18 protein-coding genes are annotated in these 24,926 nt (G+C 42.8%); 8 read left to right on the top strand and 10 right to left on the bottom strand.

Going from position 1 to position 24,926, the window contains the following annotated elements; all coding sequences use genetic code 11:
• Positions 1-2: 2 nt before the first annotated feature.
• Both C8D97_RS04685 and C8D97_RS04680 read right to left on the bottom strand, forming a co-directional pair.
• Positions 3-3,491 carry a PAS domain-containing hybrid sensor histidine kinase/response regulator gene (locus tag C8D97_RS04685; RefSeq protein WP_109762444.1) on the bottom strand — a complete coding sequence of 1,163 codons (3,489 nt, stop codon included), beginning with the start codon at positions 3,489-3,491 and terminating at the stop codon, positions 3-5.
• Positions 3,492-3,572: 81 nt separating this feature from the next.
• Positions 3,573-4,868: a GntP family permease gene (locus tag C8D97_RS04680; RefSeq protein ID WP_109762442.1), complete on the bottom strand. Its 1,296-nt coding sequence runs from the start codon at positions 4,866-4,868 to the stop codon at positions 3,573-3,575.
• A 150-nt stretch (positions 4,869-5,018) separates the two neighbouring features.
• Between C8D97_RS04680 and C8D97_RS04675 the strand changes: the two genes are divergently transcribed.
• The gene (locus C8D97_RS04675) at positions 5,019-7,313 is read left to right on the top strand and encodes a TonB-dependent receptor (RefSeq protein ID WP_109762440.1); all 2,295 of its coding nucleotides are present in this window, start codon (positions 5,019-5,021) and stop codon (positions 7,311-7,313) included.
• Positions 7,314-7,685: 372 nt separating this feature from the next.
• Here the strand turns inward: C8D97_RS04675 and C8D97_RS04670 are convergent, their stop codons facing one another.
• From C8D97_RS04670 to fabR, 3 genes are all read right to left on the bottom strand, one after another.
• On the bottom strand, positions 7,686-8,735 hold the full coding sequence (locus C8D97_RS04670) for a lipid A deacylase LpxR family protein (protein WP_109762438.1): 1,050 nt from the start codon (positions 8,733-8,735) through the stop codon (positions 7,686-7,688).
• 53 nt (positions 8,736-8,788) lie between these two features.
• Positions 8,789-11,041, bottom strand: a complete 2,253-nt coding sequence (locus C8D97_RS04665; protein ID WP_170115139.1) for a TonB-dependent receptor — start codon at positions 11,039-11,041, stop codon at positions 8,789-8,791.
• A gap of 92 nt (positions 11,042-11,133) precedes the next feature.
• On the bottom strand, positions 11,134-11,745 hold the full coding sequence (gene fabR, locus C8D97_RS04660) for an HTH-type transcriptional repressor FabR (RefSeq protein ID WP_109762435.1): 612 nt from the start codon (positions 11,743-11,745) through the stop codon (positions 11,134-11,136).
• Between the two features lie 296 nt (positions 11,746-12,041).
• On the opposite strand from fabR, the gene C8D97_RS04655 reads away from it, so the two are divergent.
• From C8D97_RS04655 to C8D97_RS04640, 4 genes are all read left to right on the top strand, one after another.
• Positions 12,042-13,202: an acyl-CoA desaturase gene (locus C8D97_RS04655; protein ID WP_109762433.1), complete on the top strand. Its 1,161-nt coding sequence runs from the start codon at positions 12,042-12,044 to the stop codon at positions 13,200-13,202.
• Between the two features lie 410 nt (positions 13,203-13,612).
• Entirely contained in the window at positions 13,613-14,389 is a 777-nt protein-coding gene (locus C8D97_RS04650; protein WP_109762431.1) for an SIMPL domain-containing protein, read from the top strand.
• Between the two features lie 336 nt (positions 14,390-14,725).
• Positions 14,726-15,142, top strand: coding sequence for a hypothetical protein (locus tag C8D97_RS04645; protein ID WP_109762429.1), 417 nt, complete (start codon positions 14,726-14,728; stop codon positions 15,140-15,142).
• A 93-nt stretch (positions 15,143-15,235) separates the two neighbouring features.
• Positions 15,236-15,574, top strand: a complete 339-nt coding sequence (locus C8D97_RS04640; RefSeq protein ID WP_109762427.1) for a hypothetical protein — start codon at positions 15,236-15,238, stop codon at positions 15,572-15,574.
• 363 nt (positions 15,575-15,937) lie between these two features.
• Here C8D97_RS04640 and hflD read toward each other — a convergent pair whose 3' ends face one another.
• The 4 genes from hflD to C8D97_RS04615 form a co-directional block, all read right to left on the bottom strand.
• Complete coding sequence (hflD, locus tag C8D97_RS04630) at positions 15,938-16,555, bottom strand: high frequency lysogenization protein HflD (protein ID WP_109762423.1); 618 nt, start codon at positions 16,553-16,555, stop codon at positions 15,938-15,940.
• 27 nt (positions 16,556-16,582) lie between these two features.
• Positions 16,583-17,683, bottom strand: coding sequence for a tRNA 2-thiouridine(34) synthase MnmA (gene mnmA / locus C8D97_RS04625; RefSeq protein ID WP_109762421.1), 1,101 nt, complete (start codon positions 17,681-17,683; stop codon positions 16,583-16,585).
• 87 nt (positions 17,684-17,770) lie between these two features.
• Entirely contained in the window at positions 17,771-18,286 is a 516-nt protein-coding gene (locus tag C8D97_RS04620; RefSeq protein ID WP_109762419.1) for an NUDIX hydrolase, read from the bottom strand.
• A 79-nt stretch (positions 18,287-18,365) separates the two neighbouring features.
• Complete coding sequence (locus C8D97_RS04615; RefSeq protein WP_210204854.1) at positions 18,366-18,929, bottom strand: pseudouridine synthase; 564 nt, start codon at positions 18,927-18,929, stop codon at positions 18,366-18,368.
• 272 nt (positions 18,930-19,201) lie between these two features.
• Here C8D97_RS04615 and C8D97_RS04610 point away from each other — a divergent pair, with 272 nt between their 5' ends.
• Entirely contained in the window at positions 19,202-21,424 is a 2,223-nt protein-coding gene (locus tag C8D97_RS04610; protein ID WP_109762415.1) for an NADP-dependent isocitrate dehydrogenase, read from the top strand.
• Positions 21,425-21,482: 58 nt separating this feature from the next.
• Here C8D97_RS04610 and cspD read toward each other — a convergent pair whose 3' ends face one another.
• The gene (gene cspD, locus C8D97_RS04605; protein WP_109762413.1) at positions 21,483-21,704 is read right to left on the bottom strand and encodes a cold shock domain-containing protein CspD; all 222 of its coding nucleotides are present in this window, start codon (positions 21,702-21,704) and stop codon (positions 21,483-21,485) included.
• A 247-nt stretch (positions 21,705-21,951) separates the two neighbouring features.
• Between cspD and clpS the strand changes: the two genes are divergently transcribed.
• Both clpS and clpA read left to right on the top strand, forming a co-directional pair.
• Positions 21,952-22,278 (top strand): ATP-dependent Clp protease adapter ClpS, encoded by a 327-nt coding sequence (gene clpS, locus C8D97_RS04600; protein WP_109762411.1) that lies wholly within the window; start codon positions 21,952-21,954, stop codon positions 22,276-22,278.
• Positions 22,279-22,393: 115 nt separating this feature from the next.
• Complete coding sequence (gene clpA / locus C8D97_RS04595; protein ID WP_109762409.1) at positions 22,394-24,673, top strand: ATP-dependent Clp protease ATP-binding subunit ClpA; 2,280 nt, start codon at positions 22,394-22,396, stop codon at positions 24,671-24,673.
• Positions 24,674-24,926: the final 253 nt, after the last annotated feature.

Below are 24,926 nucleotides of genomic sequence, written 5' to 3'. Positions count from 1 at the left end.
CTTTAACGGCTCAGTATCTTTTTTAATAAGGCTCTTAATTTTATGGCTTTTACTGGTTTGTACAACAGTGGGATGTTTTCGTTCTGCGCCGAATCTTTTAATGCCTGGCTACGATCGGCTGAAATGATTATGGTGGGCAGTGGGTGAGTGTTATGAATATGATGGATGACATCAAACCCTGTATCGCCATTATCGAGATGATTATCGACAATAAGTGCGTCAAACTCATTATAAGTTGGTAATGCTTTTACTTCATTCAGACTTTGGAAAGTTGAGCAGGTAATCCCCCACTGTGACAGCAGGCTTTCCATGGCCTGAAGAATAGCCGGATCATTATCGACACAAAGTATATGGATGCCATCAAACATTAACGGTTTTTCTGCATCGGTATTAGCTAATGACTTAGCTTGATAATCGTAAGACGTTACCGGTATGGTAATCGAGAAGCAACTGCCTTTACCAAATGTAGAAGCCACTTTAACGGGTAAGTGAAGCAGTTGGGAACAGCGCTGCACTATGGCCAGACCAAGTCCGTGTCCGGTATTGCTGCTGTGTTGATCAACTCGGGTAAATTCATTAAATATTGATTCGAGCTCGTTTTGTTTGATGCCTATGCCATTGTCCAACACTTGTAGCTGTAAATTTTCCCCTGCTTTTCGAACGCCGATTATCACTTTACCGTGTGAATTGTAACGGATCGCATTGCTGATAAAATTTTGTATGATTCGTCGTAACAATGCTGCATCGGTTTTAACAATGGCTTTTGTCGGTTGCAATTTTAATGTCACGCCTTTTTGCTGCGCGATTACCGAAAATTCTTGATACAACTCCAGCAATAAAGGTTGCAAAGGAAACGGTTTAATGTGGGGTGTTACCACACCGGCATCAAATTTGGAAATGTCGAGCAGATCGGTTAACAGTTCATCCGCAGAATGCAGTGCTCGTTTAATTTGTTCAAGCTGGCTGTTCACTTTTTGATTGTCGTTGGACTCTAATAATGCCTGAGTGAACAAAGATGCTGCATTAATCGGTTGTAAAATGTCGTGACTGGCCGCCGCCAAAAAACGAGTTTTACTTTTATTGGCTTCGTCTGCGGTTTGTTTTGCTTTGTCCAGTTGTTGATTAATGGTTAGCAGTTCCTGGGTTCTGCTATTAACGCGATCTTCTAAAGTGGCGTTTATTTTTGCCAGCTCCTGCTGCTTTTGTCGAAGTTCGGTAATATCAATAAATACGGTAACAAAACCGCCGCCGGGCATAGGGTTGCCCTGAATTTTTAATACTTTGCCGCCCGTATGATAACGCTCAAAAGTATGGGGGCTGGCCTGGCGTAAATAATCGAGTCGTTTGTTTACCTGCTGCTGAATATTGCCTTTGCCAAACACGCCTTGCTCGGCGTTAAAGCGTATTAAGTCAGCAATAGGGCGGCCTACCGTGAGCAGTTCATCCGGGTAATTAAAAAGCGACTGGTATTGATGATTCCAGGCGACCAGTTTTAAATCCTTATCGATAACGCTGATGCCATGACTGATATTTTCCATCGCCGACTGCAGCAACTCCCGATTAAAGGTAAACATCTGACTGGCTTCATCGACAATGTTCACCAGATCGTACAAGGGCATAGCGCGTTTGCCGGTTAACGAGTCCATCACGATACGGGCGGACGAACCACCAATCACCCGGCTTAAACGTTTTTGGCAGGTGTCGATTTGTTGTGAGGTAGCAAGTTCCGATTTGGCGTTACTTATTGTTTCAATTCCAAGCTCTTCGGTAAAAAACAAGTCGGTTTTATGGCTGCCGATAAATCGCTCACACAGTTCGTACAAATCTCCCACGGTAACTCTGTCATTTATTTTAAGTTTATCTTCGCGATAACTTAAATCTTTAGGCGATACAAAGCGTGCCGCTTGTAAGTTCTCCAGTGTTGAGGCATGAGTTATCCGGGAGACATACACATAAGCCAGTGTATTTAATAATAGAGACCAGAAAACACCAACAGTCATAGTATCAAAACTGCTTTGACCAAATAACTCCTGTGGCTTTAACCAGGAAACGGAAAACAATCCATCGTATAAAATACTTGAGCTGATGTAACCTGCGCTAACAAGTGCCGGAATTAACAGAGTATAAAGCCAGATGGAAATTCCAAAGATAAGCCCGGCTACTACGCCTTTTTTATTGGCTTTTTTCCAGTAGAGCCCGCCAAAAATAGCCGGTGCAAACTGTGCGACCAATGAAAAAGATAATAAACCGATTGATGCAAGCTCGGAGGTGGTAGCAATGGTTCGGTAATAAACAAACGCCAATAGTAGAATGCATAATATGACCAGACGCCGAATATTGATCAGCCATTGTTGTACATTATTAGTGCGCTCTTTTCTTAACCATTGATAATGCACCGACAGCGGAATAATTATGTCATTAGACACCATGGTGCTGAGAACAATACTGACAATAATGATCATGCTGGTGGCAGCGGAAAATCCCCCAATGTAGGCCACTAATGAAAACAACGCTGAATTATCACTCAGTGGAAAGCCTAAAATAAACATTTCTGGCGAAACATTCATACCATTAAAATAAACCAGACCAGCCAGTGCAATGGGTAATATGAATAGGTTGATCAGTAACAGGTAACCACTGAAAATCCAGCGTGCTGACTTCACATCATTTATGCGTTTGTTTTCCACCACCAACACATGAAACTGACGGGGCAAACATATTATGGCTAACAGGCCGAGCAGGGCGTGGGTCCAGAAAAGCAGAGGCGAATAGTTTTGTTGCCACAATGTTTTGATGGAGGCAATATTTTGCGCTTTATTCGCGACATCCACTACGCCATCAAAAAAGTAATAGCAGATATATACGCCCATTATTAAAAAGGCCAGCAACTTTATAACCGACTCAAACGCGATGGCATAAATGATTCCGGTTTGATGTTCGGTAGCATCGACACGACGGGTACCAAAGATAATAGAAAATAAAGCCATTAATAATGTGATGTAAAAAGCAGAGTCACTCATGATCGAAGGCGACTGGGTGATTTGGCCGATGGTGCCAGAAGTCATTAGTATGTAACTGGTGGTGAGAGCCTTTAATTGAAGCGCAATATAAGGGATTAATGCGATCAACGCGATAAAGGTAATGGTTCCGGAAAGTCGTTGTGATTTTCCGTAACGTGAGGCAATAAAGTCTGCAATAGAAGTTATGTTATTAGCTTTACTGACACTGACCAGCTTACGAAGAAATCGCCAGCCAAAAAACAACAATAAGATTGTGCCCACGTAAGTTGGCGCAAAAAACCAGCCGGTTACAGCGGCCTGTTGAATGGTGCCAAAAAATGCCCAGCTGGTGCAATAGACCGCCAACGATAAACTGTACACCCATGTATTGGCTCTGGCGGAGGTTTTACGATGTTCAAAGAAGTAGGCAATCGCAAATAAAATGGCGACGTAAATTAATGAACAGGTAATGATTAACCAGCTTGAAATCAAAAGAGAAGCAGACCTTATTGTATTTTTATTCTGTTACTGCCTGAATCCGAAGTAGAGACAGGCAGAGTCATTTAAACAAAATTAAAGAATAAATAAGGTGATTGCAAGCACCAGTCCAATTAATGGAGTAATCACGGTTAATGCCGCCATGGGACCATAAGCCGCTTTATGGGTTTCGCCACAAATAGCGCGAATGGTGGTTACCACATAACCATTATGAGGCAATGAATCGAGCGCGCCGGATGAAATGGCCACCACCCGGTGCAGCTGTTCAGGATTAACACCGGCATCAATATAGTGCGGAGCCAGCACGGGCAGTGCTATGGCCTGTCCACCCGAGGCCGAGCCGGTTAAACCGGCAATGGCACTTACTGCAATGGCGGCGCCAATCAATTCGTTACCGGGTATCGATGTCATGGTTTCCACCGCGACGGCGAATGCAGGCGATGCTTTGGCGACGCTGCCAAAACCCACCACCGCAGCGGTATTGCCTATGGCGACCAAAGCGCCAGTGGTACCTTCGCCAATGGCGTGATTTAAATTAGTAATGAATTTAAGATTGATTAACCATGCGGTTAAGGTGCCGCCGAGTAAGGCCAGAATCAAAGCATTTTGTTTTAACGAATCGTGAAAGATAAATGAAATCACCAGCACTACCATAAGCGGGATCAATCCTTTTACTGGATGAGGCACTGACTTTTCTCGCGCAGCCGGGTCGTTTTCGCGCGCTTCAAAAGATTCGCCTTTGGCTATGGCTTTTTTGATCATGCGATTGAGCCACCAGTAACCAAACACGGCCATAAACACAGCCACCACCAGGCTAACTTCCCAGGCGGCTAAGTGAGTGGTACCAAGGTATTTAATCGGGATCCAGTTTTGAATTTCTGGTGAACCTGCCGAGGTCATGGTGAAGGTTACCGAACCGAACGCCATGGTGGCCGGAATAAATCGTCGTGGTAAATCACTTTCGCGAAACAAAGCCAGTGCCATCGGGTAGACAGAAAATGCCACAACAAATAGACTGACGCCGCCATAGGTTAATATTGCACAAGATAACACAATCGCCAGCGCGGCAAATTTGGCACCGAGTTTTTCAACCAGATAGTGTGAGACACTTTGCGCGCAACCGGTGTCTTCCATCACTTTGCCAAACAGTGAGCCCAGTAAAAACATTAAAAACCAGGATTGAACAAAGCTGGCAAAGCCGCCCATATAACTGTTGATAAAGTTGGGACCATCGACTGCAAATAAATCGATGCTGCCAGTAACGGCAACAATAATGGCGCACAGGGGCGCTGCGATTAACAGGTTCATTCCACGAATGGTTAAAATAATAAGCAGCAGTAATCCGCCAATTAATCCAATCAGGCTTAACATTCAATAGACCTCAACAGATGTGATTATAAGGTTAAAGTCTGCAGCAAGCGGTTATTGATACCTATAGTACTATGGTACAGAACACATTTTATTCGAGTTGAGTTACATTGGTTCGCAACTGTTTAACTCTAGGATCAACAAGGTAAAGCTATGCATAATAATAAATCGTTTCGAATGAAGCTGCTCGCCCTGTCGGTGGCCGCTGCTTGTTCAGGGGCTGTGTACAGTGCAGAAGAAGCATCCGATAAAGAAAAAGCAGAAGACGACGGTGTACCGGTAATAACCGTTACCGCTCGTAAAACATCGGAAAATTTACAGGAAGTGCCGGTTGCGGTAACCGCATTAAACAATCTGGAAATGGAAGCGAGAGGCATTGAGCTGATCACTGAAGTTCAACAATATTCACCAAATACAACGTTGCAAAAAAGTCGTGGCACTAACTCCACCATGACCGCATTTATTCGCGGTGTGGGTCAGCAGGATCCTTTATGGGGATACGAGCCCGGAGTTGGTATTTACATTGATGATGTTTATATCGCCAGACCACAGGGAGCGGTGCTGGATATTTTAAATATTGAACGTGTGGAAGTTTTGCGCGGCCCGCAAGGCACTTTGTACGGAAAAAATACCATTGGTGGTGCGGTTAAATACATTACCAAAGAAATGACCGGCGATGCCGAGCTTGGCTTTAAAACAACACTCGGAAGTTATAATCAGCGAGATGTAAAATTAACCGGTCAATATCCGATCACTGATTCTTTGTATGTTGGCTTTGGTGCAGCGTCATTAAAACGCGACGGCTTTGGTGAGTTTTTGCAATCGGATATTCCTAATCAGGATCGCGAAAATTACAACAAAGATGTGTTTGCGTCTCGAGTAACTCTGGAATACCGACCATCGGATGAATTTTTCTTCCGCTTTAAGTGGGATAAAACAGAAGACGACTCCAATTCAAAAGGCGGCTATCGATTACTGCCCAGTATTTTAACCAATGCGCCTGTGCCAGACAGTGTTTATGATTCTTACACCAGTTTGCCCACCTGGAATCTGGTAGAAGTAGAAGGCGTCAGTTTTACTGCACAGTGGGACTTAACTGAAAATACCAGCTTAAAATACGTGGTATCTTCGCGCGATAATTACTCACCAACCAATATCGATTTTGATAATACTGCTATTCGAATTTTCGATGTGCCAGCGGTGTACGACGATAAGCAGGAAACTCAAGAAATTCAATTAAACCACAGTGGTGATGGCTACAATTTTGTTGCCGGTTATTACTACCTAAACGCAGAGTCTTGCGGTTTGTTTGATGCCATTTTAGAAGAATTTGGTCAGTCACTAAGCTTACCGGGATTAACCCGTGAAGTATCCGGTTGCAGCCATTCACAAAGCAACGCTGCTTACGCACAGGGCTCGTTTGATTTATCACAAGACTGGTCGATGACTCTGGGTGTACGTTACACCAACGATGAAAAACACGCAGTGGTTCGCAATGGTTTGATCTTCGATACGGTTTATCCCTGGAGCAACTGGGTACCCGGTTATACAAGACCTGAGGGCGAACTGGTTCCCGTTGTGTTGAACGATTCCGAAGACTGGTCACGATTTACGCCGCGAATTGGTGTGGAATACAGTTACAACGAAGACGTGATGTTTTTTGCCAGCTACGCCGAAGGCTTTAAGTCGGGCACCTTTAATCCTCGTGCTTCCACGGCTGAACCCGCGGCGGATCCAGAAGTGGTTGATTCATTTGAAATTGGTATGAAGAGCGACTGGGGACGAAACTTCCGTGCTAACGTGACGTTATTTGCACTGGAACATAAAGATCGTCAATACATTTCGGTACTGCCCGGCGAAACCTCGGCTGACTTAAATCAACGACTGGGTAACATTGGTTTATCGGAGTCGACTGGTATTGAGGCCGAGTTAACCTATGTGTCTTCTCGTAATTTAACGTTTGATGCAGCCATCGGCTTTATTGATTCCGACTTTAAAGAAGTACTGGATACGGATCCGGTAACCGGAGAAACTTTTGATAAATCGGATCGATTTACCATATCGAATACGCCCGAGTTAACCTTTAACTTGGGGGCAAAGTACACCATGGAATCGTCAGTGGGTGATTTTGTTTTCAACACCAGTTATTACTATCGTGATGACTATGTGTTGTTTGAAGAAGATTCGCTGTTGACTCAAGACGGTTACGGTCTGGTTAATTTCAGTGTTAACTGGTACAGCTACACCAGTAACTGGACAGCTGGTTTACACATTAAAAACCTGACTGATGAAGAGTATAAAATTGGTGGTTACCAGTTTGTTACACCGGATCCTTCCGACCCAACCAACGTCAGTTTGTACACACCAGGATTAGGCGGTGACAATACTTTGATTGGTTACTATGGGGATCCGCGTACTATCTCCCTGACCGTAGGCTACCAGTTCTAATTATTAAATTTAAAAATTTAGAGCGTATTTATTTATCATTATTGGAGATGCAGGTGGTTATTTTATGGCACAACAAGGCAGAGGGAGTGATGAATAGTTATTCTATTTAAATGACCGATAACGCAGTTGTGCCATAAAATAACCCCTGCCCGAAGGGTTGGGGCTAAAATGAAGCCACTCTTTGTTGAGAGTTTCTTATTTAGAACTACTAAACTTCAAAATTCACGCCGCGATTGGCTTAATTTTGGCACTCAACATCTCAAAGAATGAAAGATAAACACGCTCTAGTTACGTAGGTCCTGACGGTAGTTTTTGCCCGCTTTATGCGGGCTTTTTTATGTCTGTAACATGTAATCATAATTTGATACGTTATTAATATTGATAGGTAATACTTAACGCACCAAATTTTTCACGGGCGTCCAATATTGTTGTCCGTGACGATAGTGTCGAAAACTGGAACACAATTGCAATGCTATTAATGCTCCATACACCGCCAAATGAAAATTGGTTTAACGTATTTTTGATAGGGACTGAATGACTGTTCTTAAACGTATTGCCGTTGATCATGATGTCATTAAATACATACTTTAATTGTACGCCGGCAAAAAGATAGAAATCTGCTGCATCGGTCATGGCCAGTGGATTAACCTGACGATCGGTTTGCAGTGAAAAGGTCGGGAAGCTGGTATCGAGGTTTTTACCCAGTCGGATCGCAATGCCCGATTTTATGTGCGAATCCATGGTGCCTATGGCCGCGCCAGAAAATCCAATGACATCGTATTGTAAAGCACCATCAGTACGATAAATATTCCAAACCCTATCCGCTTCTACTTTAAACACGGCTTCGTTGCCAATTTGATTGTCCCAACCTTTAGGATTATCGGAGCCTAATACATCATGTACGATGTTTTGTGTTTTTTCTGCGTAAGAAGCAGGGCCAACAACACCAAGATACAATGACAACTGATCGGCCACGTGATCATCCCATGCGTAAAAAATCCCTTGCCAGGCGAGTAAACCTGCGTAAGGTAAGTCATCGTTAATCAATTCTCTTTGCTCAATGTCATCGGGTGTTTGCATACGCTGAAAGAACATATGCGCAATGCCTCGTTGCTTATCAGGTAGAGTATTGATGTATATGGGTTCAATCACTCGATGCAACCAGCTCGGCGTATTGTCTTGAGTAAATTCATCAAAAGGACCTGTGGCAAAGGTTAAGCCAAAGCCATTGGTGTATCCGTTATCTTCACCAACGAATAAATCGTTCTCGAAGGTTGCGGTAAAAAAATTAAAGCTCGAATCATTTTCATTCGCTGACAGTTTGTTCAAGCCTGCCGTAGTCACTAGCACGAGCAACACGAAAGGCGCTGTCACCAAACGGTTAATGCACTGAGTGATGTTGTCTGATTTTAATGCAGTCATCTTAGGCCACTCATAAATAGTTTTCTGTTTTTCGAGACTTAAAACTAAAAAACTTAAAATACTTGTTCTACGGTCAGGTAAAATTGCCTTGGCTCGCCAACAAAATAGCGGTGATTGCCAAACGCAAAGTCAGCGCGTTCGGCGTAGTTTTTGTTCGTTATGTTTTTAACCTGAATTAATAATCGAGTCTTTGGAGTTAAGTGACGAGCGAGGCGAAAGTGAAACAGTTGATGTCCGGAATATTGTTCAGTATTTTCTGGGTTTAAATAATAGCTTGATAAATGTTGCCACTCTAAAGCCGCGCGTATATCGGGCGTGGGTCTCCAGTTTAGATGCATGGCTGCAATAAATTTTGGTGCTGTGTCAATATCATTGCCGTTAATGTTCATCTGGTTACTGCCACGTAAATCTGGATTATTTTGATAGGTGTGTTCTGCGTAAGTCGCGACACCTTTGAGTGACCATTGGTCACTCAACCTTTGTTGCCAAGAAAATTCAATTCCTTGATGAGCTGTTTTAGCGCCATTAACCCATTGACGCTGGTTGTTTTGAAAAATCACATGTCGTTTGCGCATCGAAAATACGACGGCTTCAAATGCATCGCCATCGTTACGTGAGCGATAGCCGGCCTCTAATGATGTTGCCGACTGTGGTTCAATATTCGCTGATGACTGACCATTCTGCAGGCGATAAAGTTCGGTTGCCTGAGGCGTTCTGTGCGCCGTATCGAGCTTGGCAAAAAACTGTTGTTGATTATCCAGTGAAACGTTCATTGCAATAAATGCTGAAGGTTCAGTAAAACTGTCACTGCGATCAGCAGGGCGGGTGTAGCGACAACCACCAAATCCGCAAGTTGTCCCATTGTCGCGGCTATTGCCATTTTGCATTTGGTTATTGTATTTAAATGAAATGTAATCCAGCCTTAAACCCGTCGAAAAATTAATCGTGTCGCTCAGTTGAAAGTCAGCGTTAGTAAATACTGCTGCACTTTTCGAGTTAACGGTGTAATCGTAGTGTTGACCCTGTGGCAATACTTCGTTGAGAAATGCACTGCCAGTATTTGTTGGAGCGGGTTGGTACTGGTTTAGATACCCTCGAGTCAATTCACTGTCGAATCCCGTTTGAAGCGTCAACTTATTGCTCTCTATTGGTATCCATTGAAAATGAATCCCAACGCTGTCATGTCCATTTTTTTCAACAGGTTGCCCAGGCAAAAAATGCATAAGAAAAGTCATGTCATTGGCGCGAGCGTAAGGCGTAATTTCCCAGCTGCCTGACGAAGGTTTAATGTTGCTCTGCAAGCGAAACGAACGAGCATCACGAAACGCTTCTGGAAAGTCATTTTGTCGTAGGAAAGCGTCATTGCGGTAGGCGTTTTCACCTTGCTGCAAATATCCGGCGGTTTCCTGATTTAAATTGCTGGCGCTGAACAGGGTATGAATATCATAATCTGTTCCAATGAATAGATGCTCGGCAGACAGTTTTTGTTGATCAAACCCCGCGGCGTGTTTAAAGCCATTATCGTGTGTACCTTGAAACTTTAACGCATATTTATGACGTTTTGTTACAGCCGGATCGTAGAGCGAAACAATCTGGCTTGAAACGCTTATATCATCATCTTCTCCTGCGGATAATTGAGCACTGGACATTGCCGGTAATGCTCGATCAAATTCTGTCGTAATGACATTAACCGTACCATGTATCGCATCGGATCCATAAAGCGCAGAGTTAGCACCGCGCAATACTTCAACCGATGAGGCCTGAGCAATATTGGCGTCGAACAGTTGATTGACATTACAAAAACCTTTGGCTCTTACAGGAATATTGTTTTCCATGATTAAAAACTCGGCGCAGGAACCGGGACCGGTAAAAACCGGCGATCGTATGGCGGTTAAATGCTCTTGCCCATTGCCACGGCTGATCCACATACCCGGAACAAACGAAGATAACTCATTACTGTGAGTTGGCTGTATAAAGTCGATGGTATCAGAACTAATCGAGGTGATACTTTGCGGCGTATTCAGTAGAGGATGGGCTCGGCGTTTGCCAGTGACAATAATTACGGCATCCTTAATATTGGCATTGCTGTTGTTTGAGCTTTCATTCTCAGAACTCTGGTTTGCTGTTTTACTGCTCGTGGCTATATGGCGGTTAGTCGTTGGCTCAGTGGTTTTTTCTGTTGAACTTACTGTGTCAGATAAACCGCTTGCCAATAATGAGTTGCAGAATAAACCAATCAATAAAAGCGTAAGGTGTTTTATTGGACGGTTTTGATGTTGTTTTATAAAGAATATTTTTGGAAGCATAGCGTTTTGTTTTTTGAACCCTTTGTGGGCGGTGAACATTAATGATACGAAGGATCAAGTGCGGTGGATTAATCCATTATTCAGAGCAAAGGTTATTCGGATTGTTTTACATAACTGGCTGCGCCATGGGCAATAAATCGCAATTGAATAATGGTATTTTTAATTAAGCGTTGTTTCTTGGCGGCAGAAGCATCCAGATATTCGGCACCGTTATTAAAAGTGATGGTTACCAGCGCATCAGCCTGAATTTCGGACATGGCGATATCAAGACCAGTGGATTGATGCAGGTAGTCGGCAAGTTCTTCGGTAAAGTGTTTGACTTCACGAGCAATGGCATCGCGAAACAGCTTAGATGTGCCTGAGCGTTCCCGTAGCAATAAGCGGAAAATATTAGGGTTTTGTTCGACAAATTCCATAAAGGTTTCAACGGAAACGGCGATAATACTGGTGTTGTCATCAAAGCGTTTGCGTGCGCTGCGCATTAACTGGCGTAAGGTGACGCCGCATTCATCCACCAGTGATAAACCGAGTTCTTCCATATCTTTAAAATGGCGATAGAAGGAGGTTGGTGCTATGCCGGCCTCTCTGGCCACTTCACGTAAGCTCAAATTAACAAAGCTTTGATTGGCGCTGAGCTGATTTAACGCGGCATTTATGATGGCTTGCCGAGTTTTTTCTTTCTGTTGTGCACGAATTCCGCTCATAAATTGTCATAAAACCTTAAAGTTGAGCTGTGATCATAATGCAGCCCATTGAAAATTAACAGGAAATATTCTTTTGCAAAAACAAAGCTAGCCGAATTGTAAAATGGTTAAACAGCACCTATAATCTTTATCAGCGAACACATGTACGCTGAATAGATAGGCGGTAACCCTTGTCGCATTGGCGACTAGTGATTGCCAGGGCAGGTGAGCTGCCCATATATGTACCTCTTAAGTGAATACTTTAAATTGAACCGTATCACCAAGAGGCGTTGTAGAAAGTTTTTAGAGAGTAAGTTATGTCGTTCGACACCCCTTCAAAGAAGCCTAAAATTATCTGGCTTAATGTTCTTGTTTTTATCATTACTTCCACTGTTGCCCTTATTGGCGTGCCTTTGTATGGCTATTTTTACGGTTACGACTGGGGGCATCTCATTGCAACTGTGTTGTGTATCGGTTATTGCGGTATGTCGATTACTGCCGGTTACCATCGGCTTTGGTCCCATAAGGCGTATCAGGCCAATGCACTGGTGCGAGTGATTTATGCCATTGGTGGGGCGTTTGCCGTACAAAACAGTGCGTTACACTGGGCATCGGATCATCGGGTGCACCATGGTCATGTGGACGACAACGACAAAGATCCCTATTCAGCGAAAAAAGGTTTCTGGTATTCCCACATCGGCTGGATGCTGCGTGAATATCAAGCTCATCGTTATCAGGATTATTCCAATGTTAAAGACTTGCAGCGCGATCCTGTGGTGATGTGGCAGCATAAACATTATCTGGTGCTGACTCTGGCGGCCAACTTTGGTATTCCTTTATTGATAGGCGTGATCCATGGCGATATTTGGGGCATGTTACTGACCGCAGGATTTTTGCGATTGGTGATCAGCCACCACGTTACTTTCTTTATAAACTCATTGGCGCACATATGGGGCAGCCAGCCTTATAATGTTAAAAACACCGCTCGCGACAATGGCTTTATTGCGCTGTTTACCTTTGGTGAGGGTTACCATAATTTCCATCACCACTTTCAAAATGATTATCGTAATGGCATCAAATGGTGGCAATTTGATCCCACCAAGTGGCTTATCCGACTGTTGAGTGTTATCGGCTTTGCAAACAACTTAAAACGATCCGACGACACAAAAATTGAACTGGCTAAAGCCGAAACGCTTATGCAAAAAGCATCTCAGCAGCTGGCGAATATTAACCTGCCAGACAAAGACACCCTTTTAGAATCGCTAAAAGCGGAATACGACAGCTACACTCAGCAGCTAATGGATTTTTACGACGTTAAGCGCCAGTGGGTAAATGCCCATAAAAAGCAATTGCTGGAAAGCCCGGAAGCTCAAGAAATTGTTCATAAATATCAGGAGTTATGTGAGCATATTCAGGAGCAACGGGAAAAGTGGCAAGCGTTTCATCAGCAGTTGAAACTCAAATATCAAGCCGTTTAATCCTGGAAAGAAGCAGGGCGGGTAAATGGAACTTGTGAAATAATACCATTGAATTATATCTCAAATATAGAATAATAGGCGCAGCTTTGTTGGCCTGCAAAAACCAATAAAGTGTTTGAATCGGTCGGACGACGATTATTCAAACTGCTCCCTTTTGCAATTTTTAACAGCCTTCATTTGAAGGCTGTTTTTTTATGTGCGACATATTAAAGGACATCGTGCTTAAAAACCCTTCTCTTGAGGCTTGTTACTTGTATGAATAATTTCATTTTCATACTGTTACCTCACCAGTTAAAACCATTAAGTCATGGACAAATATTGCAGTCCGGCAATTTATCCTGTGTAATGCCTGCGAAACGATTTAAAATCAATAGTTTAAGTTTAAAAATAAATTTTTATGAGGTATTAACATGGATAAATTCAGTGTTTTAGTGATCTTCGCTTTGGCTTGTGTTGCAACACATTCCTCACCAGAGCTGAAAGGAAGTCCAAATGAATTAAAGGCTTTTTTATACCCAAGTAAAAATACAGTCACAATTAAAGGCAGTGTGGAGAAAAAGGCGTACTCGGATAAAGCCATCGTTAATTTACTGGTTTTAACCGAAGAAGATAAACTCTCCGATGCCGTTGCCAAAAACAGTAGTGTACGAAAACTTATTCGAGAAGCATTAGTTGAATCGGGCGTAAAACACGATGATATAAACACCTCAAAATTTTCAACCTCTCCTCAATATGGGTGGTTTGGTGATGATCCTGATAGCTTTAAGGTTGCAAATAGAATCGCAGTGAATATTTATAGTGAGCAACAACTTAATGCTATTGCTAAAATAACAGACTCTAAAAAAGAAGTGAGCTTATCCAGCATGGATTTTGAGCATACATCGAAAGATGAGTTTGAACAAAAAGTCAAAAAAGAAGCGTTGGATAAAGTGATGCAACAAAAATCTTTTTATGAAACGACACTGGGCTTGGCGCTGAAGCCAGTTGCTTTTCGTGACTTTGATGTGGTGCAGACAGGTTCTAAAGGAGCAAAAGATTACTCTGAGCGCATTGTCATTACTGGCTCTCGAATTAAACGGCGAGGAGATGCCGATATTAATCCAATTTTGAACAGAAAGCAGACATTCGATGAGATAGAGTACACGGCAACCATTGCAGTTGATTTTGAGGTGGTATCTAAAAATTAATTTGAAATGCTTTTGAGATGACCATGCTAAGGCTGAAAGAATTGTTCTTTAGTAATTACAGTTAGTTTAAAGGATTACCCTTGTTTTTTTAATCGTTTATTCCATTTATAGATTCGATTGACGCGAATGTCGAGCTCGTTTTAAATTTGGGGTAGATGCTTTGTTCTCGATTCGGCTAACCGTATAGCTTGCAGTGTAAAGTGCTTTGGTAGACTTTCGATAAGGTTTTTCTTTTGGACACTATATGTAGTCCTATTGGATTTAAATAATGGCAGATTAGCTTGGGAACGGGGGAAGACCATCTTTGTTTTATTATTTAACTTTAAGGAGACTTTTGTGAGAATTAGTAGGGCTTTAATTACCTCTTTTTTATTAGTGTTATCACTAAGTGCATGTGCAGAAAAAAGAATTGGGTTGAACTTTTTAGAATTAATAATGGAGACTGAAGATTATTTGGATTATGAAATCGCTGTAAGCGCATATTTGAAAAGTGATGGTGGCATAGCAAAGCTTTATCTAGTAAAAGAGCACGCTGAAATGGATATGGATAAACTCAGCATTCCATTTGTTTCGATTGCTACTTCAAAACACTGTAGTCATGGATATGGTCACTTTATTATAGAGCTTATTGAGCGACCAAATGGTAGGGTATTTGCTAAGCCAGTTGATAGAGAATACATTTTTTATCAAAAAAATGAACAAGGTTTAAAAAGTGTTATTTGTAAGTTTAAAGAATATAAATCTAATTTTTAGTAGAAAATGACTGGTTTGGTGTAGAAAGTGAACATGGGAGTTGGTCTATTTTATACAGTTTAAAAGAATGAATTATTTTGGTGCTAACAAAAAATGAATAATATCGATCCTAAAAAATTAGTTTTTGGCTTAATCGTTCTTATGACACTACCAGGTGTTTTATTAACTAAGGGCTTATTTATACCGGTAATAATTGTCTTATGCGTTAATACTTGGCTGTTCCTTAATTATATCGCTATAATTAAGATGATTAAGTCAGAGAGGTCCTTTAAGTATATGTTTTGGGCAATTCAGACTGCATCAGTTTTAATTGGTTTAGCAAAACTATACGTTTTTAAAGACTCGTTGATTCCAGCGGGATTGCTGCTTGCCTTGTTTCTTTACTTGTTTTTGTTTTATGAGAAAGTAATGTTGAGTGCGCTCAAAAGCTAAAGTATTAACATGGTTACGCATTGAAATGAGGTAAAGCAGATCATTCTATAGTAATTTACCTATAAGAGTATGTTGGCTTTAAGGTCTCTTTAACGATAAAGCATGAAACGATTAATTTCATTTTTAATAGCGCTTATAGTCGGTGCGGTTATTGGGAGATTAATGCCGCAAAATTTGATATTTTTGTTTTCATTTATCTTGATAATCGTATTCGCGCAATTCTTCACATACATCGATAAATTTGGGGAATATTACTTTTTTGTGGCTATGGGATTATTAATTGGATACCTGGCCTTTTTCTTCGAGTTGTATGGTGTAAATGACTTGCTAAATTAGCATTAATGATTGTGCAGACTCTGCAAACTAATAAACCGGTTGTTTCAATAGTTGATTCGCCACATCACAAAGTTGCTGGCGTTTGAATAAAAACTGTCGTTTCTTGCCGCCTAATTGACGCCAAAGTACGGCGGCTCTTACTGCAGCTAATAACAGGGCGCGAATTTTATCCTGATTGTGTTTGTTTTGAAGAACCTCTGGGCTGCCTTGCACCTGAATGCGTAACGGAAGGTTGCTGATGCTCTGGCTGTAACAGTCAGCAATTGACGATAAAACACTGGGTGACATTATGTCGTCATAATCGAGTAGGCGCCGAGTGTGTTCGATACGTGAGGTTAAAACTTCCTGGACTTGCGGTTGTTTGGTAAATTGTTTTTGCAGCGTTAATATATTGGCCAGGTATTTACCGTACTCAGCATTGCGTTCCTGATTACCCGATTGCAACTGTGCACGAAATAAACGAAGTCCCGATGTTAAGCTGGCGCTACCGGAATAAAGATCGACAATCGATTCAGGTTCCAGATTAAAAATACTTTTAATTAAAGGCATTGCATCGGCATCATCCATTTTGCCTTTCCATGCAATTTTTTGTACCTGCTCAATGGCTTGCGAGATTGCTGCAAGTGCCAATACAACGTTTTCCATAATTTGCGTAACCTTTGTTTTAATCGATTAGGAATTAATTTTATTAATGCGATTTATGATGCCACCACCAAGACAAACGTTGTCTTGATAAAACACCACGGACTGACCCGGTGTGACGGCTCTTTGTGGGGATTCAAACACCACTTTAAATTCGTCATCACCCTGTGGAATAACTTCACAAGGAACATCTTGTTGACGGTATCGCACTTTCGCCGTACAGCGAAATGCTTGGGTTGGTGTTTCACGAGATACCCAGTGCAGCTGATTGCACTCTAAACTGTCACTGAGCAGAAGCGGATGATCGTGTCCCTGGCCAACAATTAATGTGTTGTTGCTGACATCTTTATCCACTACATACCAGGGGTCGTCTTGTGCGTCTTTTTGCCCACCAATGCCGAGGCCTTTACGTTGACCCAGTGTATGAAACATTAAACCCTGATGCTCACCAATGTGTTCACCATCATCTTTTAAAATAGGACCGGGTTGTGCCGGAATAAACTGTTCCAGAAAATCTTTAAACTTGCGCTCGCCAATAAAACAGATGCCGGTGCTGTCTTTTTTTCGGGCGTTGATAAAGTTTTGTTGCTCGGCAATCGCTCTTACTTCTGCTTTATCGAGTTCACCGACGGGGAATAATGTTTTGGCCAATTGCTCCTGACCCAGCGTGTATAAAAAGTAGCTTTGATCTTTATTGTTATCGAGGCCTCGAAGCATACGAACTTTGCCGTTTTTTTCATCTCGGCGGGTGTAATGTCCCGTTGCGATATAGTCGGCACCCAGATGCATGGCAAAGTCGAGGAAGGCTTTAAATTTGATTTCCTTGTTGCACATAATATCCGGGTTCGGCGTACGACCGGCTTTGTATTCTTCAAGAAAATACTCAAAAACACGATCCCAATATTCGGCAGAAAAATTCACGGTGTGCAGTTCAATGCCCAGACGGTCACACACTTCCTGTGCATCGGCCAGATCTTCAGCCGCGCTGCAGTAATCGTCGGTGTCGTCTTCTTCCCAGTTTTTCATGAACAAGCCTTCCACCTGATAGCCCTGCTGAAGCAGCAGATAAGCCGATACCGAGGAGTCGACACCGCCCGACATGCCAACGATGACTTTTGCTGGATTGCTCATAAAACTATAAACCTTTTAAACAGTCTTTTTATTAAACAGTATATTCAAACGAATTTTTTACTATCAATCTTTTGAAATAAGGTGGGATTATCCGTCCTTATTTGAAGGCAGGCGAGTATAGCATAAATCGGCCAGCTCGAGCTCATTTGAAGTAAAGTGAAATTGCGACAATGGGTAGCGTTTATTATCAAGAAAATCACTTAAACATTGCAGCACCAGTGCACTGCGCAGTTGTCGTCCCAGGCCGACAATTTGTTCAAGGCTCATCCAGTGTGCGGCGACAATATCGTCATCTTGCGGAGCGAGCTTTGAGCAGTCCTCTACTTCACCATAAAAACAAAAGCGTAAATAATGTTTGCCATTTGTGGCCGGACTTAAAAAGTAGTTTCCGACCAGAAATTGAGGCGTAAAATTAAGCCCGGTTTCTTCATACACTTCACGGATCACCGCCTGCTCAATGGATTCTTCTGGCTCCACATGGCCTGCGGGCTGATTGTAGACGGTTTTGCCCTTTGAGTTACGCTCTTCGACAATCAGGTATTGATGGTCTTTATCGTCTTTTTTAACAATTATGGCCGCTACCGTGACATGTATGGATGACATTATGAATTATCCTGAGGATTGTAGGTTATTGTAATAACGCATGAATGATTGAGTTTTATTTGGGAGGCTGATGATTACATTACACCAGCTTGTACTCGCCCGGTTTTAAATCACCTAAACTCCACTGGCCAATTTGTGCGCGGATCAGGCGCAGAGTAGGGTGGCCAACCGCTGCTGTCATTCGGCGTACCTGACGATTTTTGCCTTCTGTTAATTTTATCTCCAGCCAACAGGTTGGAATATTCTGTCGTTCTCGAACCGGTGGATTTCGAGGCCAGACATCGGGTTCAGAAATCCGCGAAACAGAAGCCGGTTGCGTCATACCGTCTTTTAGTTGAACACCTGAGCAGAGCTGTTCTATGGCCTGATCACTGGGTATATTTTCCACCTGCACCCAATAGATTTTTTGCTGTTTATGGCGAGGATCAGTAATTTTATGCTGCAGCTTGCCATTGTTGGTAAGCAACAGCAGGCCTTCCGAATCTTTATCCAGACGTCCGGCTGCGTACACCTGCTTAATAGGAATATAGTCGGCCAGAACACTGTCGCCGGGCTCTCCGGTAAACTGGCACAGAGTATTAAAGGGTTTATTGAATAACACCACTTTGGTTGGTTGATTGTTACGCTGTGGTTTAGGATTCATTTTACTCTTGCTTGTTATCATGCCACTAAATATGGGGCTTAAAGTCAGACTGGGCTTATGTCTGTTAGATGCCTGTTATGGTCTATACTTTGGCTCACCCCTGCATTAGGCCGCTATTGTACCTTTATAAGACTTTTTGTGCAGTGCAGATGAATTTGATTTAGCGTATAATACGCGCCGCTTAATCACTGAATTTTAAAACAATACCATTAGTTTAATCGATACAGGGCATTGGTGAGAACGGCTCTGTACCAACAGTAACGGGAAAGGCAATGACAACATCCAAAATTATTTATACGTTGACAGATGAAGCCCCAGCTTTAGCAACTTATTCGTTTTTACCGATTGTTGAAGCATTTACCAAGGTATCTGGCGTTGAAGTTGAAACGCGTGATATTTCTCTCGCTGGTCGTGTGCTTGCCAGCTTCCCCGAGCGACTGACCGATGATCAGCGCCAATCGGATGATTTAGCGTTTTTAGGCGAGCTGGCGAAAAAGCCGGAAGCCAACATCATTAAACTGCCAAATATCAGTGCATCTGTTCCACAATTAAACGCGACCATTAAAGAATTGCAGAGCAAAGGTTACGACTTGCCGAATTATCCGGAAGAGCCTGCCAATGACGAAGAGAAAGATATCAAGTCGCGTTACGACAAAATTAAAGGCAGTGCGGTAAATCCGGTATTACGTGAAGGTAACTCGGATCGCCGTGCTCCCTCTGCGGTTAAGCAGTACGCCAAAAACAATCCTCATTCAATGGGTAAGTGGTCTTCTGATTCCAAATCTCATGTTGCCAGTATGACCGATGGTGACTTTTTTAGCAGTGAAAAATCTTACACCGTCACTCAAAATGATGAAGCACGAATAGAATTTGTTGATGAAGCGGGTGCAGTCACTCAATTAAAAAGCGGCATTAAACTGCTTGATGGTGAAGTGATCGATACTGCGCGCATGAGCTGTGAGCAATTGCAGTCGTTTTTTGCAGAGCAAATAGAAGACGCTAAATCAAAAGACATCTTATTCTCGCTTCATTTAAAAGCCACCATGATGAAGGTGTCTGATCCCATTATGTTTGGTCACGCTGTTAAAGCATTTTATGACGATGTGTTCCAGCAGCATGGTGACGTTCTTGAGCAAATGGGCGTTGATGTTAATAATGGCATTGGTGACTTATACAGCAAGCTTGAAAGCCTGTCTGATGAAAAGCGTGCAGAAATTGAAGCGACTTTAAAGAAGGTGTACCAACAACGTCCCGAAATGGCCATGGTGAATTCGGATAAAGGCATTACCAACCTGCATGTACCCAGTGATGTTATTATTGATGCATCTATGCCAGCCGCTATTCGTTCATCCGGTCAAATGTGGGGGCCTGATGGTCAGTTAAAAGACACCAAGTTTGTTATCCCTGATCGTTGTTATTCCGGTGTTTTCCAGGAAACTATTAACTTCTGCAAAGAGCATGGCGCTTTTGATCCAACCACCATGGGCAGCGTTTCCAATGTTGGCCTGATGGCACAAAAGGCTGAAGAGTACGGTTCTCACGACAAAACTTTTGAAGCCAAAGCCAAAGGCACGATCCGTGTTGTCGATAGCAGCGATAATACCATTATGGAACAGTCGGTAAATGCCGGTGATATTTTCAGAATGTGTCAGGTAAAAGATGAGCCGATTAAAGATTGGGTTAAACTGGCGGTGAGCCGGGCACGTGATACCGGTAATCCTGCGGTGTTCTGGTTGGATAAAAACCGTGCGCACGATGCCGAGTTAATCAAAAAAGTTGAGCAGTATTTGCCAGAGCACGATACCGATGGTCTGGAAATTCATGTTATGTCACCCGTGGATGCAACACGATTCTCATTGGAGCGTACTAAAGCCGGTAAAGACACTATTTCGGTGACGGGCAATGTACTGCGCGATTATCTTACGGATTTATTCCCAATCCTTGAACTGGGGACCAGTGCTAAAATGCTATCCATCGTTCCTTTGATGAATGGCGGTGGGCTGTTTGAAACAGGTGCTGGTGGCTCTGCACCAAAACACGTTCAGCAATTCCAGGAAGAGAATCATCTTCGCTGGGATTCTCTGGGTGAGTTTTTGGCGTTATCGGTTTCACTGGAACACTTAAGCAAAAAGTACGATAACAAGCGTGCGTTAACCTTGAGTAAAGCACTCGATGAAGCAACCACCAAGTTCCTGCTGAATAACAAATCGCCTTCACGTAAAGTGGGTGAGCTGGATAACCGTGGCAGTCACTTCTACCTGACTTTGTATTGGGCAGAAGCATTGGCAAACCAGTCAGACGATCAAGACTTAAAAGAACGCTTTACTTCTGTATCGAAAGAGATGCTGGAAAAGGAGTCGGTGATTGTTGATGAATTGAACGGTGTGCAGGGGAAAGCGATGGATATTGGTGGTTACTTTAAGCCGGATCCAAAATTGGCATCACAGGCTATGCGTCCAAGTGAAACCTTAAATAAGATCCTGGACAGTATTTAATTGTAAATCGTTAGATAAACAGTAATAAAAAAGGCTCCGTAACGGAGCCTTTTTTATTTTACTCTTCTAAGTTAGCTTCCGCAGGAACTATGTCCGATGCGTGCAAGCCTTTAGGCCCTTCACTAACTTCAAATTTAACTTCCTGTCCAGCCTTCAGGCTTCTATAGCCGTCCATGTTGATTGTAGAATAGTGAACGAAAATATCTTCGTCACCTTGCTCGGATCGAATAAATCCGTACCCTTTGGCATTATTAAACCATTTAACGGTTCCCATAGGCATAACTGCTTTCCTCTATCCTGAACAGTGATTACATCTCAAATCGCTATAAGTTTTTGATTGTTCTGCAATTTGAAGCACCAGACCAATAATTTGCACAAATAATGAGCATTGTCAAGTTTTGGCCATTTTTGTGAGCTTGAAAATATCATTTTCGAACCCATAATCACCATAAATAATCAGTGTGTGGTATTCTCCAATCAATGTCACATTTTCAAGCAAAATTTTCTCGGTAAACTATATTTAAATTATGAGTCATCAAGATCAGAACGATTGGGAAATCGATCACGGGATTGCGGTAGAAGAATCTGAGCCCGAAGTAAAACCGCCGCCAATGTACAAAGTTGTACTACTGAATGACGACTATTCACCCATGGACTTTGTGGTTGAAGTTATTATGAAGTTTTTTGGCAAACAGAGAGAGCAGGCGACTAAAATCATGTTACAGGTTCACTACGATGGCAAAGGCGTGTGCGGTGTTTACCGCAGCGAAATCGCAGAAACCAAAGTCGTTCAGGTCAATGAATACTCGAAAGCCAATAACCATCCGCTGATGTGTGTGATGGAAGAAGCATAGCCGGTGTTCAACGTCGATCATAAATGCTTATGAGAGATAATAGAGTTGAGCGATAACTGATTCGTCTCGTTTTGATACGCCGCATTATTTTTTTCCAGCTGTAAAAGGTGTTGTTATGCTAAGTAAAGATCTCGAATTAACGCTAAACCTTGCTTTCAAGCAGGCGCGAGATAAACGTCATGAATTTATGACGGTTGAACACTTATTGCTTGCGTTGTTGGATAACTTGATTGCTTCCAATGTACTTCAGTCTTGCGGTGCGGATCTGTCATCACTCAAGCAGCAGCTGACCGAGTTTGTCGACGAAACCACCCCCCTTATTCCGCAACACGATGAAGGTCGTGAAACACAACCTACTTTAGGTTTTCAGCGGGTATTGCAGCGCGCGGTATTTCATGTGCAGTCCTCAGGTAAAAAAGAAGTGACCGGTGCCAATGTTCTGGTGGCTATTTTCAGTGAGCAGGAAAGTCAGGCCGTTTATTTCCTGCAGCAGCAAAAAATTACCCGTCTGGATATTGTGAATTACATTTCACACGGTATTTCCAAAGTCGGCGAAGACGAAGCCGATCCCAATACTACATCGGATATTGAAGAAGAGGTTGGGCAGGAATCGACTGGCAACTCTCCGCTTGAAGCTTATGCATCAAACTTAAATGAACAGGCGGAAGAAGGCCACATCGATCCTCTGGTTGGCCGGGGTCCTGAGCTGGAACGTGCAGTGCAGGTGTTGTGTCGTCGTCGTAAAAATAATCCTTTGTTTGTGGGTGAAGCTGGAGTGGGTAAAACTGCGCTGGCTGAAGGCCTGGCGAAACGGATTGTCGACGAAGATGTGCCAGAAGTGATTGCCGATGCCACTGTGTATTCGCTTGATTTGGGTGCTCTGCTGGCTGGCACCAAGTATCGGGGCGATTTTGAAAAACGTTTAAAAGCATTGCTTGCGGATTTAAAAAAGCAGGAACATGCGATCTTATTTATTGATGAAATCCACACCATTATTGGTGCAGGCGCGGCCTCTGGCGGTGTTATGGATGCTTCAAACCTGATTAAACCCATGTTAGCCAGTGGTGAGCTGCGGTGTATGGGATCCACTACATTTCAGGAATATCGCGGCATTTTTGAAAAAGATCGTGCTCTGGCGCGTCGTTTTCAGAAAATAGACATTAATGAGCCAAGCGTTGAGGAAACCATAAAGATTTTACAGGGGCTGAAGTCACGTTATGAAAATCATCATGATGTGAAGTATTCATCTCCGGCTTTAAAAGCGGCGGCGGAATTATCGGCCCGTTATATCAATGATCGTCATTTGCCCGATAAAGCGATTGATGTGATTGATGAAGCTGGCGCGAATCAACGTTTACAACCCACCTCGAAGCGCAAAAAACTGATAGGTGTGCATGATATTGAAAGTATTGTCGCTAAGATCGCTAAAATTCCACCTAAGACGGTTTCTGCGTCGGATAAAGATTCTCTAAAAAATCTCGAACGCAATTTGAAAATGGTGGTGTTTGGTCAGGACGAAGCTATCGATACCTTATCAAACGCAATCAAGCTGTCCCGTTCCGGATTGGGTATTGAAGATAAGCCGGTGGGTTCATTTTTATTCGCAGGCCCAACCGGAGTAGGTAAAACCGAAGTAACCCGGCAGTTGGCCAAGGTTATGGGAATCGAGTTGATCCGCTTTGATATGTCGGAGTATATGGAGCGGCATACGGTTTCTCGCTTGATTGGTGCGCCTCCGGGCTATGTTGGATACGATCAGGGGGGCTTACTGACCGAAGCGGTCAATAAAAACCCCCATGCCGTGGTGCTGCTCGACGAGATTGAAAAAGCCCATCCAGATGTTTATAACTTATTGCTTCAAGTTATGGATCACGGCACGTTAACCGACAATAACGGCCGAAAAGCAGATTTTAGAAACATTATTCTGGTGATGACTACGAATGCTGGCGCCGCTGAGTTGATTAAGCCTTCCATTGGCTTCCAGCAAAATAATAAAGAGAATGACAACATCGAAGTCATTAATCAGACCTTTACACCTGAGTTCAGAAACCGTCTCGATGCGATTGTCTGGTTTAAAGGATTGTCAGAAGAAGTTCTTCTGTCGGTGGTTGATAAATTTATTGTTGAACTGCAAACCCAGCTTGATGATAAGCATGTCAATCTTGAAGTATCGCAAGTGGCGCGCAAATGGTTATGCGAGAAAGGCTATGATGCCAATATGGGCGCTCGACCCATGGAGCGAGTGATACGAGAAGAGCTTAAAAAGCCGCTGGCAGATGAGCTATTGTTTGGGCGTTTGTCGAATGGCGGTCAAGTGAAAGTGAATCACACCGATGGCGCACAGGTTCTGTCGTTTGAAATTATCGCGAAAGAAGAAATGGCAACCACCGAATAAAGGTAACTGGTGGTAATAGTTAATGGTAATAGCTAATGATAATAAGTTAGTGCCCGGTTATTATTCTAATAGTGGCTGTATAACTACTCGTATAGTAGACCTGATTATCAGGAGAACAGGCTATCACGAGAGCTGGCCATCAGTAGACCTGATCATTTGGATTGCGTAAATAAGCGTTAGAAAACCATAAAAATAAGGCCTGATTAATCAGGCCTTATTTTTTGCAATTTCGAATTTATCGTTTCAATCGCCT

It is taken from the genome of Pleionea mediterranea (assembly GCF_003148745.1).
GTDB classification, from domain to species: Bacteria; Pseudomonadota; Gammaproteobacteria; order Enterobacterales; family Kangiellaceae; genus Pleionea; species Pleionea mediterranea.
This window is presented reverse-complemented; position numbering and strand designations above follow the sequence as displayed.